Annotated in this window: 14 protein-coding genes; all 14 read left to right on the top strand. The window is 67.9% G+C overall.

Annotated features, from left to right (window positions below; all coding sequences use genetic code 11):
- Nucleotides 1-80 precede the first annotated feature (80 nt).
- The 14 genes from P3L51_RS10755 to atpA all read left to right on the top strand — a co-directional run bounded on the left by P3L51_RS10755 (nt 81) and on the right by atpA (nt 13942).
- Nucleotides 81-1769 carry a trypsin-like serine protease gene (locus tag P3L51_RS10755; RefSeq protein WP_354604895.1) on the top strand — a complete coding sequence of 563 codons (1689 nt, stop codon included), beginning with the start codon at nt 81-83 and terminating at the stop codon, nt 1767-1769.
- 205 nt (nt 1770-1974) lie between these two features.
- On the top strand, nt 1975-3075 hold the full coding sequence (locus tag P3L51_RS10750; protein ID WP_354604894.1) for an LCP family protein: 1101 nt from the start codon (nt 1975-1977) through the stop codon (nt 3073-3075).
- Nucleotides 3076-3242: 167 nt separating this feature from the next.
- Nucleotides 3243-3470: a 50S ribosomal protein L31 gene (gene rpmE, locus P3L51_RS10745; RefSeq protein ID WP_023538649.1), complete on the top strand. Its 228-nt coding sequence runs from the start codon at nt 3243-3245 to the stop codon at nt 3468-3470.
- A 159-nt stretch (nt 3471-3629) separates the two neighbouring features.
- A complete protein-coding gene (gene prfA, locus P3L51_RS10740; protein ID WP_354604893.1) occupies nt 3630-4721 on the top strand; it encodes a peptide chain release factor 1 in 1092 nt (363 codons plus the stop codon).
- A 132-nt stretch (nt 4722-4853) separates the two neighbouring features.
- Nucleotides 4854-5693: a peptide chain release factor N(5)-glutamine methyltransferase gene (gene prmC / locus P3L51_RS10735; RefSeq protein WP_354604916.1), complete on the top strand. Its 840-nt coding sequence runs from the start codon at nt 4854-4856 to the stop codon at nt 5691-5693.
- Nucleotides 5694-5799: 106 nt separating this feature from the next.
- The gene (locus tag P3L51_RS10730) at nt 5800-6447 is read left to right on the top strand and encodes an L-threonylcarbamoyladenylate synthase (RefSeq protein WP_354604892.1); all 648 of its coding nucleotides are present in this window, start codon (nt 5800-5802) and stop codon (nt 6445-6447) included.
- Complete coding sequence (locus tag P3L51_RS10725) at nt 6444-7085, top strand: arsenate reductase/protein-tyrosine-phosphatase family protein (protein ID WP_023538645.1); 642 nt, start codon at nt 6444-6446, stop codon at nt 7083-7085. The genes P3L51_RS10730 and P3L51_RS10725 overlap by 4 nt, the downstream gene beginning before the upstream one ends.
- A gap of 199 nt (nt 7086-7284) precedes the next feature.
- The gene (locus P3L51_RS10720; RefSeq protein WP_354604891.1) at nt 7285-8688 is read left to right on the top strand and encodes an MraY family glycosyltransferase; all 1404 of its coding nucleotides are present in this window, start codon (nt 7285-7287) and stop codon (nt 8686-8688) included.
- Between the two features lie 265 nt (nt 8689-8953).
- A complete protein-coding gene (locus P3L51_RS10715; protein ID WP_354604890.1) occupies nt 8954-9391 on the top strand; it encodes a Cg1360 family ATP-synthase-associated protein in 438 nt (145 codons plus the stop codon).
- Between the two features lie 225 nt (nt 9392-9616).
- Entirely contained in the window at nt 9617-10429 is an 813-nt protein-coding gene (atpB, locus tag P3L51_RS10710; protein ID WP_354604889.1) for a F0F1 ATP synthase subunit A, read from the top strand.
- 92 nt (nt 10430-10521) lie between these two features.
- Nucleotides 10522-10776, top strand: a complete 255-nt coding sequence (atpE, locus tag P3L51_RS10705) for an ATP synthase F0 subunit C (RefSeq protein WP_078075070.1) — start codon at nt 10522-10524, stop codon at nt 10774-10776.
- 41 nt (nt 10777-10817) lie between these two features.
- Complete coding sequence (locus tag P3L51_RS10700; protein ID WP_329076007.1) at nt 10818-11372, top strand: F0F1 ATP synthase subunit B; 555 nt, start codon at nt 10818-10820, stop codon at nt 11370-11372.
- Nucleotides 11369-12184, top strand: a complete 816-nt coding sequence (locus P3L51_RS10695) for a F0F1 ATP synthase subunit delta (protein WP_354604888.1) — start codon at nt 11369-11371, stop codon at nt 12182-12184. The genes P3L51_RS10700 and P3L51_RS10695 overlap by 4 nt, the downstream gene beginning before the upstream one ends.
- Before the next feature lie 159 nt (nt 12185-12343).
- Entirely contained in the window at nt 12344-13942 is a 1599-nt protein-coding gene (atpA, locus tag P3L51_RS10690) for a F0F1 ATP synthase subunit alpha (RefSeq protein ID WP_354604887.1), read from the top strand.
- Nucleotides 13943-13961 lie beyond the last annotated feature (19 nt).

Raw genomic sequence — 13961 nt, 5'->3', positions numbered from 1 at the left:
CCTCACGGCGCCAAACCAATTCCCTTGATTAGTGGGAGATTTGCGTGCGTGTGTCGCGTCATGGCAGACCTGTCTCGAAAATGCGAAGGCTGATAGCCGTTGGTACGGCGGCAGTTGCCGTCCTCGCCGGCGGACTGGTGAGCACGGCCCAGGCCGATGACGTCGGCGGCAGTGAGAAGTTCCTGCCGCCCAAGGACTCCAAGGTCGTCAGTTCCAAGGAAGTCTCGCCGCGAATCATCGGCGGAACGAACACTTCCATCAGCAGTGCCCCTTGGATGGTGCAGCTGCTTTTCGAGTTCGACAACGACGGATACTTCTACTTCACCTGTGGCGGAACGCTCGTCGCGCCCAACAAGGTTCTTACGGCGGCGCACTGCGTCACCGACGAGAACGGCAAAGCGCTCGACATGGTCGGCCGCGGCATGATTCTGGCCAACACGGCCAAGCTCGCCGGCGGTCCGAACGACGAGGGCACCGCGGTGAGCATCAGCCGCTCGTACTACGCCGGCTCGTACAACGCGAACGCGATCGACAACGACATCGCGCTGCTGACGCTCGCCAAGCCCCTGACGGGCACCCCGGCGCAGCCCGCCTCGTACGGCGACACCTCCCGGTACACGCCGGGCACCACCGCCACCACCTACGGCTGGGGCATGACCGGCTCGGACCCGGACTTCGACACGCTGGCGGACACCCTCCAGCGGGTGACGCAGCCGCTGCGCTCGGACGCCGAGTGCACGGAGAACCTCGACACCTCGCTGGGTCTCCCGGGCGCGTACAAGCCCGGCCACATGATCTGCGCGGGCAACGGCGGCACGGGCAACAACTCCACGGGCAAGGCGACCTGCCCCGGTGACTCCGGCAGCCCGATGATGGTGAACGGCCGGATCGTCGGCGTCACCTCCTGGGGTGTCGCCACACAGTCCGAGCTGTGCAACTTCGGTGGCACGTACGACGTGTACACCAAGGTGTCGACCTACGTGCCGGCCATCCAGCCGCGCATCGACGACACCAGCTTCAGCCGTGACCACCGGGCCGACCCGTTCGCCCGCACCACGGGCAGCACCGGCTACACCTTCACGTCGAGCGGTGAGAAGCTCGCCCGCAAGGCGTTCGCCGGGTCGTACAGCGGCTACAACTACATCGTGCAGACCGACCTCAACAGGGACGGTTACGAGGACCTCGTCGCCCGCCAGGCGACGACCGGCGACGTGTACTGGCTGCACCGCTCCGTGAGCAGCTCGACCTACGTGAAGACCAAGATCTTCTCCAACTGGAAGACGGTCCGCGCGATCGTCGCCCCCGGCGACGTGAACGGTGACGGCAAGGGCGACATCGTCTCGGTCAACTCCGCCGGCAGCCTGATGGTGTATCCGAGCTTCGGCAACGGCAAGTTCAACACCGCGGTCAAGGTCGGCACCGGCTACCAGGCGTACAACCAGGTTCGCGGTCACGGTGACTTCACCAACGACGGCAAGGCCGACCTGCTGGTCCGCCGCGGCGGCACGAACGCCCTCTACCTCGTGAAGGGGACCGGCAAGTCCACCACCCCGTTCGAGGCACCGGTCCTCGTCCGCTCCAACTGGTCCGCGTACAACCTCATCGTCACCCCCGGTGACGTGAACGGCGACGGCAAGGCCGACGTCCTCGCCCGTACCACGGGCGGCAGCCTGTCCCTCCTCAAGGGCACCGGCAAGGGCACGTCCGAGATCTTCGCCACAGCCGTGAGCCTCGGCTCCGGCTGGCAGAACTACTACACCATCGCCTGAAACCGCAGGTGAGGACCGGCTGACCGGTCACTCGCAGGCACATTCCGTGGCCCCCGCTCCGGCGGGGGCCACAGCTTGTTGTGCAACCCTGCGGGCTGCCCCGCACGTCTGAACCACAGACGACGAACCGTGCCTGAACGCGATGGCAGGGGGTAGCCGCAAGCGCTACGGGAGCCGACGAGGGCCGACGAGAGCCGAGGAGCACATGACGGATCAGAGCAAGGGCGGCCGAATACGCGCGACCGGGTCGCGCCGCAAGAAGCCCGGCGCGCGCCGTCGCGCCACGACCGTCGTCGCCTGGTCGGCCGCCGCCCTGGTCCTCGTCGGCGGGTCCGGTCTCGGATACGCCTACTTCAAGCTCAACGGCAACATCCAGGGCGTCGACATCAACGCCAGGCTCGGCACCGACCGCCCCGTGGACGTCGACAACGGCTCGATGGACATCCTCGTCCTCGGCTCCGACTCGCGCTCCGGCGCCAACTCCTCCTACGGCGCCGACCAGGGCGGAGCCCGGTCGGACACCGCGATGATCGTGCACGTCGACGAGGGCCACAAGACGGCCAGTGTCGTCTCCGTACCGAGGGACACGATCGTCGAGCGCCCCGACTGCGAGGGTGACCGGGGCACCGCCGAAGGCGCGGCGCGGGCGATGTTCAACACGGCGTACGAGGTCGGCGGCCCGGCGTGCGCGGTGAAGACCGTCGAGAAGATGTCCGGCATCCGCATGGACCACTACATCGAGGTCGACTTCACCGGGTTCAAGCAGCTCATCGACGACCTCGGCGGTGTGAAGATCACCACCAAAGAGACCATCGACGACTCCAAGAGCCATCTGAACCTCGAACCCGGCACCCACACCCTCGACGGTGAGCAGGCGCTCGGCCTCGTCCGGACACGCAAGAGCGTCGGCGACGGCAGCGACCTGGGCCGGATCCAGCTCCAGCAGGCCTTCATCAAGGCGCTGATCACCCAGGTCAAGGAGATCGGCCTGCTCAGCAGCCCCAAGAAGCTGTACGCCATCGGCGACACCGCGACCCGCGCGATCACCCCCGACTCCGAACTGGACTCGGTCAAGGAACTCGCGAGCTTCGCCGGCGGTCTGAAGAGTCTCGGGGCCGCGGACGTCAACATGATCACGCTCCCCGTCGAGTACGACCCGGCGGACCCGAACCGCGTCGTACCGCTGGAGAAGGCGTCCCGGCAGGTGTGGACCGCGCTGCGCACGGACAGGCCGATCCCCGCGTCGGCGACGGAGAAGTCCGCCGGCGACAAGGGCGGCGCGGCCGACGTGGTCACGGGCGGATGACGGCGCGAGCGCACCGCGTAGCGGTGGAATAGATCCGGGGTCACCCCGGTTTTGGAGATACGGCCGGTCCTGGCAGACTGGTCCGTCGGCCCCGGTTCACGTACGAGCATCCGCGCGTGCGACCCGGCGCCTTCCTCGCCTGGCGAGGATGTTCCCGAGGAGACACCTTGAAGCGCGACATCCACCCCACGTACGTCGAGACCCAGGTCAGCTGTACCTGCGGTGCGTCGTTCACCACCCGCAGCACGATCGAATCGGGCTCCGTCCGTGCCGAAATCTGCTCCGAGTGCCACCCGTTCTACACGGGCAAGCAGAAGATCCTCGACACCGGTGGCCGCGTGGCCCGCTTCGAGGCCCGCTTCGGCAAGGCTGCCGCCGGCTCCGCCAACAAGTAGCGAGCCACTGCGCCGGTTCTCGGCGCCCCTGCCCTGGGGCGTCGGGACCGGCGCTTTGCCGTCCCGCAGCACGTTCACGCCAGTCACGTCAGTCACGCCCTTCAGGCAATTCGCAGCGTCTACGCGCAGCACCTACGTACGCAACCCAGGAGCCCCCGAATGTTCGAGGCGGTCGAGGAACTGGTCGGCGAGCACGCCGACCTGGAGAAGAAGCTCGCCGACCCGTCGGTCCACGCGGACCAGGCGCACGCCCGCAAGCTCAACAAGCGGTACGCCGAACTGACCCCGATCATCGGGACGTTCCGCGCCTGGAAGCAGACCGGGGACGACATCGAGACGGCCCGTGAGTTCGCGTCGGACCCGACGGACACGTCGGCCGGCGAATTCGCCGCCGAGGCCAAGGTGCTGGAGAAGCAGCGCGACGAGCTGACCGAGAAGCTCCGCCTGCTGCTCGTGCCGCGTGACCCCAGCGACGACAAGGACGTCATCCTGGAGATCAAGGCGGGCGCGGGCGGCGACGAGTCGGCCCTGTTCGCCGGCGACCTCCTGCGGATGTATCTGCGCTACGCCGAGCGCGTGGGCTGGAAGACCGAGATCATCGACGCCACCGAGTCCGAGCTGGGCGGTTACAAGGACGTTCAGGTCGCCGTGAAGACCAAGGGCGGCAACGGGGCCACTGAGCCGGGACAGGGCGTCTGGGCACGGCTCAAGTACGAGGGCGGGGTGCACCGCGTGCAGCGGGTGCCCTCCACCGAGTCGCAGGGCCGGATCCACACCTCGGCGGCCGGTGTCCTCGTGACGCCGGAGGCCGAGGAGGTCGACGTGGAGATCGTCGCCAACGACCTGCGGATCGACGTCTACCGCTCGTCGGGCCCCGGCGGCCAGTCCGTCAACACGACCGACTCCGCCGTCCGGATCACGCATCTGCCCACCGGCGTCGTCGCTTCCTGCCAGAACGAGAAGAGTCAGCTCCAGAACAAGGAGCAGGCCATGCGTATCCTGCGCTCGCGGCTGCTCGCCGCGGCACAGGAGGAGGCGGAGAAGAACGCGGCGGACGTCCGGCGCAGCCAGGTGCGTACCGTCGACAGGTCCGAGAAGATCCGTACGTACAACTTCCCGGAAAACCGGATCTCGGACCACCGCGTCGGCTTCAAGGCGTACAACTTGGACCAAGTGCTCGACGGTGAGCTGGCGGCAGTGATCCAGGCCTGCGTCGACGCCGACTCGGCGGCGAAGCTCGCCGCCGCCTGAGCACACGTCCGCCACACCCGTACCCCACACGTCCGCCTCCCCGTCTACGTCTCAGGAGGAACCAGCGTGCAGCCACCTTCTGGGGGGCCCAGCGACCCCCAGCGGCTCCGCCGCGGGCCCGCCCCCCGCAGTCTGCTGCTTGCCGAGGTGGCCCAGGCCACCCAGCGGCTGGCCGACGCGGGCGTGCCGTCGCCGCGGTTCGACGCGGAGGAGCTCGCCGCGTTCGTGCACGGCGTCAAGCGCGGAGAGCTGCACAGCGTCGTGGACGAGGAGTTCGACGCCCGCTACTGGGAGACCGTCGCGCGCCGCGAGGCCCGCGAACCGCTCCAGCACATCACCGGGCGGGTCTTCTTCCGGTATCTGGAACTCCAGGTCGGGCCAGGGGTGTTCGTGCCCCGGCCGGAGACCGAGTCCGTCGTCGGCTGGGCCATAGACGCGGTCCGCGCCATGGATGTCGTCGAGCCGCTGATCGTCGATCTCTGCGCGGGATCCGGCGCGATCGCGCTCGCCATGGCCCAGGAGGTGCCGCGCTCGCGCGTGCACGCCGTGGAGCTGTCCGAGGACGCCCTCACCTGGACGCGGAGGAACGCCGAGGGGTCCAGGGTCACCGTGCACCGCGGCGACGCTCTGACGGCCCTTCCCGACTTCGACGGCCAGGTCGACCTGGTGATCTCCAACCCGCCGTACATCCCGCTCACCGAGTGGGAGTACGTGGCGCCCGAGGCGCGTGACCACGACCCGCAGATGGCGCTCTTCTCCGGCGAGGACGGCCTCGACACGATCCGCGGGATCGAGCGCACCGCGCACCGGCTGCTGCGGCCCGGCGGCCTCGTGGTCGTGGAGCACGCGGACACCCAGGGCGGGCAGGTCCCGTGGATCTTCAGCGAGGAGGCCGGCTGGGCGGACGCGGCCGACCACCCCGACCTGAACAAACGCCCCCGCTTCGCGACGGCCCGCAAGGCCATGCCGTGACGGCCGGAACGGGGACGACGACGGCGACTCCCGACGCCGTGACCTCAGCCCCAGGGTTCTCCGCGAACCGAGCACACCAAAAAACACAGATGGAGGGCCGGTAGATATGGCACGGCGATACGACTGCAACGACGCGACCGACCGTACGACCGGTCTGCGTGAAGCCGCGTCCGCCGTCCGTCGCGGCGAGCTCGTCGTCCTGCCCACCGACACCGTCTACGGGCTCGGCGCCGACGCGTTCAGCTCCGAGGCCGTCGCCGACCTCCTCGACGCCAAGGGCCGGGGCCGCAACATGCCCACGCCCGTGCTCATCGGCTCCCCGAACACCCTGCACGGCCTGGTCACGGACTTCTCGGAGCAGGCCTGGGAACTCGTCGACGCCTTCTGGCCCGGCGCGCTCACACTCGTCGCCAAGCACCAGCCCTCGCTCCAGTGGGACCTCGGTGACACCCGTGGCACCGTCGCGATCCGGATGCCGCTGCACCCGGTCGCGATCGAGCTGCTGACCGAGGTCGGCCCGATGGCCGTCTCCAGCGCCAACCTGACCGGACACCCCGCGCCGGAGGACTGTGACGCGGCGCAGGAGATGCTCGCGGACGCCGTGTCGGTGTATCTCGACGGGGGCCGGACGCCCGGCATCGTGCCGTCGTCGATCGTGGACGTGACCGGCAAGGTGCCGCTGCTGCTGCGCGCGGGCGCCGTCGACGCCGACGAGCTGCGCAAGGTCGTACCCGACCTCGAGGTGGCCAATTGACCGCCCCTGAGGGGCGTGGCATAGCGGGACTCCCCGACACCTTCCGCATCCTCCACGTCAGTACCGGCAACGTGTGCCGCTCGCCCATCACCGAGCGGCTGAACCGCCATGCCCTGAGCGACCGCCTCGGCGAGCGGCTCACGGGCGGGCTCATCGTGGAGAGCGCGGGCACCTGGGGACACGAGGGGGCCTCGATGGAGGCCAACGCGGAGGCCGTCCTGGCGGATTTCGGCGCGGACCCGTCCGGCTTCGTCGGGCGGGAGCTGCTGGACGAGCACGTCATCCGCGCGGACCTGGTCCTCACGGCGACACGTGACCACCGGGCGCAGGTCATCTCGATGGGGCACTCGGCGGGGCTGCGGACCTTCACGCTGAAGGAGTTCACCCGTCTCGTACGGGCCATAGACCCCGCGACGCTGCCCGACCCCCTCGACGAGGGCGTGGTCGAGCGCGCCCGTGCGCTGGTGCGTGCCGCCGCCGCGCTGCGCGGATGGCTTCTGGCTCCGAACGCGGAGGCGGACGAGGTCTACGACCCGTACGGGGCGCCCATCACCTTCTTCCGCTCCATCGGCGACGAGATCCACCAGGCGCTGGACCCGGTGGTGACGGCGCTCACGGGCGTACCGACCCGGCACTGACACCGGGCCGCTCGCGCACCGTTGAACTGCGGCGACGTACGGTGAGAAACGCGGCGGGGCATAAGGTGGGACGAGTTTGTGCAACCATCGCGCCGCCGTGTAAGTCCTTACCTCATGTGGCTACGCGCATTCCATCAGCCGTCCTGCTCCGAGTTAGTGTGTGTGGCTCGGATGGTCGGCGATTCCTGTGGGGCAGCCTGTGCGTGATTACCTGCTGACGCTCTGCGTGACGGCCGCGGTGACATATCTGTTGACCGGTCCGGTGCGGAAGTTCGCCATCGCGATCGGCGCGATGCCCGCGATCCGCGCCCGTGACGTGCACCGCGAACCGACACCGCGTCTCGGCGGTATCGCCATGTTCTTCGGCCTCTGCGCCGGACTGCTGGTCGCGAGCAACCTGCAGAATCTCAGCGGGGTCTTCGAGCAGTCCAACGAGCCGCGCGCGCTGCTCTCCGGAGCCGCGCTGATCTGGCTGATCGGTGTCCTGGACGACAAGTTCGAGATCGACGCCCTGATCAAGCTCGGCGGCCAGATGATCGCCGCCGGCGTGATGGTGATGCAGGGCCTGACGATCCTGTGGATCCCGGTGCCCGGCGTCGGCACCGTCGCGCTGACCTCGTGGCAGGGCACGCTCCTGACCGTCGCCCTCGTCGTGATCACGATCAACGCGGTCAACTTCGTCGACGGACTCGACGGCCTGGCCTCCGGCATGGTCTGCATCGCCGCGGCGGCGTTCTTCCTCTACGCGTACCGCATCTGGTACGGCTACGGCATCGAGGCCGCCGCCCCCGCCACCCTCTTCGCCGCGATCCTGATGGGCATGGGAATCGGCTTCCTGCCGCACAACATGCATCCGGCCCGGATCTTCATGGGCGATTCGGGCTCGATGCTGATCGGTCTGGTCCTGGCGACGGGCGCCATCTCCGTTACGGGGCAGGTCGATCCGGACGCCCTGAAGATCTACGCGGACGGCTCGACCCGTGAGGCGACGCACGCCGCGCTGCCGGTCTTCATCCCGCTGCTGCTGCCGCTGACGATCATCGCGATCCCGGTCGCCGACCTCGTCCTGGCGATCGTGCGCCGCACCTGGAACGGCCAGTCGCCGTTCGCCGCCGACCGCGGCCATCTCCACCACCGGCTGCTGGAGATCGGGCACTCGCACAGCAGGGCCGTACTGATCATGTACTTCTGGTCGGCGCTGATCGCCTTCGGTGTGGTGCTGTACTCGGTCCACTCCTCGTCCACCATGTCCACGATGTGGATCGTGTTCGCGGTCGTCGTGCTGAGTGCCCTGGGTCTGCTGCTCCTGCTGCTGCCCCGCTTCACACCGCGCGCCCCGCGCTGGGCCGAGGCCGTCGTGCCGCCCCGCTACCGGCGCCGCCGGCGGCGCGGCCAGGGGGAGTTGGCGGACGAGGCCCACCAGTCGCCGGAGCCGCGGGAAGGCCCGCGGGACGACGGATCACAGGTGCCTCACGATTCCCCGGCGACCGACGGCGTACCGGCCGAGGGGCCCTCTCCGGTCCCGGCGGGCGTCAACGGGGCGACCGCGATCGGGCCGCGATCTCACTTCCCCGACCGGCACAAGGCGGATTCGGCGTACTGAGAATTACCCCAACCCGCTCCATTACCAGACAAGACGGCTCACTGTCCGGCTCAGACGCGCGAATTACGCCTCATGTGTGACGGTAAGCACACGTTCATGGTAAAGACCTCATCAAATAGTTTGTGATACCGTTCACGAGACCCGGCGCCAGAGCCGAAGGACCGTAGTGCGACGGTCCGTTGGCCCGAGAATCCAACTCTCGGACCGGGCCTACGCTCGTCCATGACGACACCATCTGCCCCACCCAGCAAGCGGAGCTGCCGCCATGCCGACCAACGACGTCCGGATCCTGCTCAATTCCGCCGTACCCACCGCCGCCGCCGGCGTCATCGCCGCGGTGATCAGCGGTGTGGTCAGTGGTGGCAAGGGCGCTCTGGGAGCCGCTGTCGGTGTGCTGGTGGTCCTTCTCTTCATGGGTATCGGGCTCACGGTGCTCCAGCGCACGGCGAAGTCGCTGCCGCATCTCTTCCAGGCGATGGGGCTGATGCTCTACACCGCCCAGTTGCTGCTGCTGCTCGTCTTCCTGGCGGTCTTCAAGGACACCACGCTCTTCAACCCGAAGGCTTTCGGTTTCACGCTCCTCGCGGCGACCCTCGTCTGGATCGCCGCGCAGGCCCGCGCGTACATGAAGGCCAAGATCCTCTACGTCGAACCCGAGTCCTCGACGGCCGGTAAGGCCGAGAAGACGGGGTCCTCGGCGTGAAGGGTAGGGCCGGGATAAGTGCCCGTTCGGGATCCTGCTATCGTCCGGTTCCAACTGCGGCATTGCGGGCGCGGGCATCCGAGCTGACGCCTGTTCCATCGCGAGGCTCCATGCCTGAGAGCCGCCCCCACATCTGTCAGACCAGTCCAGTGCCGAACCGTGGCTTCGTGCCGCGCCGACACAACGAGGTTGCCGTACCTATGCGCCACGCTGAAGGAGCCCGCGGTGAGTGCTGATCCCCAGACCCTCGCCTTCGATGCGAGCTGCCATATCTTTTCCGGCTGCGGGTTCCCGGCTCCGGGCCTCCATACGTTCATGTACAAGCCCATTTTCGAGGTGGGCGGGTTCGAATTCAACAAGCCGATGCTGCTCGCGCTGCTGAGCACCATCGTGGTTGTCGGATTCTTCTGGATGGCCTTCAACAAGCCGAAGCTGGTGCCGGGCAAGGTCCAGATGATCGGCGAGGCCGGTTACGACTTCGTCCGCCGCGGCATCGTCTACGAGATCATCGGCAAGAAGGACGGTGAGAAGTACGTCCCCTTGATGGTGTCGATCTTCTTCTTCGTCTGGCTGATGAATCTCTGGTCGATCATTCCGATCGCCCAGTTCCCGGTCACCTCGCTGATCGCGTACCCCGCGGCCCTGGCGATCATCGTCTACGTCCTGTGGGTCGGTCTGACCTTCAAGACGCACGGATGGGGCGGTGGCTGGAGGAACATCACCGGCTACGACAAGTCGCTCGGCTGGGTCCTGCCGCTCGTCGTGGTGATCGAGTTCTTCTCGAACCTGCTGATCCGGCCCTTCACTCACGCGGTCCGACTGTTCGCCAACATGTTCGCGGGTCACCTGCTCATCGTGATGTTCACGCTGGCCACGTACTACCTGCTGAACGGACTGGGCTTCGTCTACGCCGGTGCCTCGTTCGCGATGGTGCTCGTCATGACCATCTTCGAACTCTTCATCCAGGCCGTCCAGGCGTACGTCTTCGTGCTCCTGGCCTGTAGCTACATCCAGGGCGCGCTCGCCAAGAGCCACTGAGCCCGGCTCCGTAATCCAGAGCCAACACAAGAACCAACAGACGTCCGGTGGCCAACCCCCACCCGGTCCGTGAAAGAGAAGGAAGTAACGGCATGTCCGCTGCTCTCGAATTGGTCAACCTCGCCTCCGCCAAGACCACCGTCGTCGGCAACGTGGCCTCGATCGGCTACGGCCTGGCCGCGATCGGCCCCGGCGTCGGCGTCGGCATCATCTTCGGTAACGGCACCCAGGCCCTCGCCCGTCAGCCCGAAGCGGCCGGCCTGATCCGCACCAACCAGATCATGGGTTTCGCCTTCTGTGAGGCGCTCGCCCTCATCGGCATCGTCATGGGCTTCGTCTACCAGTAAGCCGGACCGACAGCCCTACCCCTTTCACGGAAGGCATTGATGTGAACGCTCTCTATGTTGCGGCAGCGGCGGAGCCTCAGAATCCGCTGATCCCGCACCTTGACGAGCTCGTCATCGGCCTGATCGCCTTCGTCATCGTCTTCGGCTTCCTCGCCAAGAAGCTCCTCCCGAACATCAACAAGGTTCTGGAGCAGCGCCGTGAGGCCATCGAAGGCGGCATCGAGAAGGCGGAGGAGGCCAAGACCGAGGCGCAGAGCGTCCTGGAGCAGTACAAGGCCCAGCTCGCCGAAGCGCGTCACGAGGCGGCCCGTCTCCGCCAGGAGGCGACCGAACAGGGCGCCACCATCATCCAGGAGATGAAGGCGGAGGGGCAGCGGCAGCGCGAGGAGATCGTCGCCGCCGGTCACGCCCAGATCGAGGCCGACCGCAAGGCCGCCGCCTCGGCGCTGCGCCAGGACGTCGGCAAGCTCGCCACCGACCTCGCCGGCAAGCTCGTGGGTGAGTCCCTTGAGGACACCGCCCGGCAGAGCCGCACCATCGACCGCTTCCTCGACGAGCTCGAGGACGGCGCGTCGAAGGCCGAGGCGGCCCGATGAATGGGGCGAGCCGCGCGGCGCTTGCCGCCGCACGCGAGCGTCTCGACGCGCTGACCGACAACACCTCGGTCGACGCGGCGAAGCTCGCCGAGGAGCTGACCGCCGTCACCGCGCTGCTCCACCGCGAGGTGTCGCTGCGCCGGGTCCTGACCGACCCGGCACGGTCCGGTGAGTCCAAGGCCGAGCTGGCCGGCGGACTGCTGGGCGGGCAGGTGGGCGGCGAGACCGTCGATCTGGTCACCGGCATGGTCCGGTCCCGCTGGTCACGCCCGCGTGACCTGGTCGACTCGGTGGAGGAGCTGTCGGCTCTCGCCGAGCTCACCGCCGCGCAGCGTGCCGGTGGCCTCGACGACGTCGAGGACGAGCTGTTCCGGTTCGGCCGGATCGTCGAGTCCAGCACCGATCTGCGTGCCGCGCTGACCGATCAGGCGGCGACGGTGTCGGCCAAGAGCACGCTGCTGACCAGCCTGCTCGGCGGCCGGGCCAACCCGAGCACCGAGCGTCTGGTCGTCCGCCTCGTCACCCAGCCCCGTGGACGTAGCCTGGAAGCGGGTCTTCAGACCCTGTCCCGGCTCGCCGCGGCGCGCCGGAACCGGATGGTGGCGGTCGTCACATCGGCGGTGCCTCTCACCGAAGGCCAGAAGCAGCGCCTCGGCGCGGCCCTGGCCAGGCTCTACGGCCACCCGATGCATCTGAACCTCGACGTGGACCCCGAGGTCCTCGGCGGAGTCTCGGTCCGCGTCGGCGACGAGGTCGTCAACGGCACCGTCGTGGAACGCCTCGAAGAGGCGGCTCGGCGGCTGGCCGGCTGAAGGCCGCAGGTCGTTACGCGATAGCCGGATTACAGACACACATACACAGATCAAGAACTGCGGCCCGGTTGGGCCGTGCAGAAATTGCAGAAGATTCCTGGGGGTCGCCCCCAGACCCCCAAAGAACTTCGGGCCCAACAAGGAGAGCAGGGAATCCAGATGGCGGAGCTCACGATCCGGCCGGAGGAGATCCGGGATGCGCTGGAGAACTTTGTCCAGTCGTACAAGCCGGACGCGGCCTCGCGCGAGGAGGTCGGGACGGTCAGCGTTGCCGGTGACGGCATCGCGAAGGTCGAGGGTCTGCCCTCGGCCATGGCGAACGAACTGCTGAAGTTCGAGGACGGGACCCTGGGTCTCGCCCTGAACCTGGAGGAGCGCGAGATCGGCGCTGTCGTCCTCGGTGAGTTCAGCGGTATCGAGGAGGGTCAGTCGGTCACCCGTACCGGCGAAGTGCTCTCCGTCGGCGTCGGCGAGGGTTACCTCGGCCGTGTCGTCGACCCGCTCGGCGCCCCGATCGACGGTCTCGGCGAGATCGCGACCGACGGCCGCCGCGCCCTGGAGCTCCAGGCTCCGGGCGTCATGGTCCGTAAGTCGGTGCACCAGCCGATGCAGACCGGTTACAAGGCCGTCGACTCGATGGTGCCGATCGGCCGTGGCCAGCGTCAGCTGATCATCGGCGACCGCCAGACCGGCAAGACCGCCCTGGCTGTCGACACCATCATCAACCAGCGCGACAACTGGCGCTCGGGCGACGTGAACAAGCAGGTTCGCTGCATCTACGTCGCCATCGGCCAGAAGGGCTCCACCATCGCGTCCGTACGCGGTGCGCTGGAAGAGGCCGGCGCTCTTGAGTACACGACGATCGTCGCCGCCCCGGCGTCCGACCCGGCGGGCTTCAAGTACCTGGCCCCGTACACCGGTTCGGCCATCGGCCAGCACTGGATGTACCAGGGCAAGCACGTCCTGATCATCTTCGACGACCTGTCGAAGCAGGCCGACGCCTACCGCGCCGTCTCGCTGCTGCTGCGCCGTCCGCCGGGCCGCGAGGCCTACCCGGGCGACGTCTTCTACCTGCACTCGCGTCTGCTGGAGCGCTGCGCCAAGCTCTCCGACGACATGGGCGCCGGTTCGATGACGGGTCTTCCCATCGTCGAGACCAAGGCGAACGACGTGTCGGCGTTCATCCCGACCAACGTCATCTCCATCACCGACGGCCAGTGCTTCCTGGAGTCCGACCTGTTCAACGCCGGCCAGCGGCCCGCGCTGAACGTCGGTATCTCGGTCTCCCGAGTCGGCGGTTCCGCCCAGCACAAGGCCATGCGCCAGGTGTCGGGACGTCTGCGCGTGGACCTCGCCCAGTACCGCGAGCTGGAGGCGTTCGCCGCCTTCGGTTCCGACCTGGACGCCGCGTCGAAGGCATCGCTCCAGCGTGGTCAGCGCATGGTCGAGCTGCTCAAGCAGCCGCAGTACGCGCCGTACCCCGTCGAGGAGCAGGTCGTCTCCATCTACGCCGGCACCACCGGCAAGATGGACGACGTCCCGGTCGAGGACATCAGCCGCTTCGAGACCGAGCTGCTGGAGCACCTGCGCCGCGAGCGCAAGGAGCTGCTGACCAGCATCGCCGAGGGCGCCAAGATGTCGGACGACACTCTTGAGTCCATCAGTGACGCCATCGCCGCCTTCAAGAAGCAGTTCGAGACCTCGGACGGCAAGCTTCTGGGCGACGACGCCCCGGCCGGCGTCAACGTCTCCAAGTGACGACGGAAGGGACCTGACT

Source organism: Streptomyces panacea, assembly GCF_040560175.1.
Classification (GTDB): Bacteria; Actinomycetota; Actinomycetes; order Streptomycetales; family Streptomycetaceae; genus Streptomyces; species Streptomyces panacea.
This window is presented reverse-complemented; position numbering and strand designations above follow the sequence as displayed.

Excerpts from the sequence above, each read along its gene's own strand:
- P3L51_RS10755 (WP_354604895.1), top strand. The coding sequence starts at position 81 with ATGCGAAGGCTGATAGCCGTTGGTACGGCGGCAGTTGCCGTCCTCGCC.
- P3L51_RS10750 (WP_354604894.1), top strand. The coding sequence starts at position 1,975 with ATGACGGATCAGAGCAAGGGCGGCCGAATACGCGCGACCGGGTCGCGC.
- prfA (WP_354604893.1), top strand. The coding sequence starts at position 3,630 with ATGTTCGAGGCGGTCGAGGAACTGGTCGGCGAGCACGCCGACCTGGAG.
- P3L51_RS10730 (WP_354604892.1), top strand. The coding sequence starts at position 5,800 with ATGGCACGGCGATACGACTGCAACGACGCGACCGACCGTACGACCGGT.
- P3L51_RS10715 (WP_354604890.1), top strand. The coding sequence starts at position 8,954 with ATGCCGACCAACGACGTCCGGATCCTGCTCAATTCCGCCGTACCCACC.
- atpE (WP_078075070.1), top strand. The coding sequence starts at position 10,522 with ATGTCCGCTGCTCTCGAATTGGTCAACCTCGCCTCCGCCAAGACCACC.
- P3L51_RS10695 (WP_354604888.1), top strand. The coding sequence starts at position 11,369 with ATGAATGGGGCGAGCCGCGCGGCGCTTGCCGCCGCACGCGAGCGTCTC.
- atpA (WP_354604887.1), top strand. The coding sequence starts at position 12,344 with ATGGCGGAGCTCACGATCCGGCCGGAGGAGATCCGGGATGCGCTGGAG.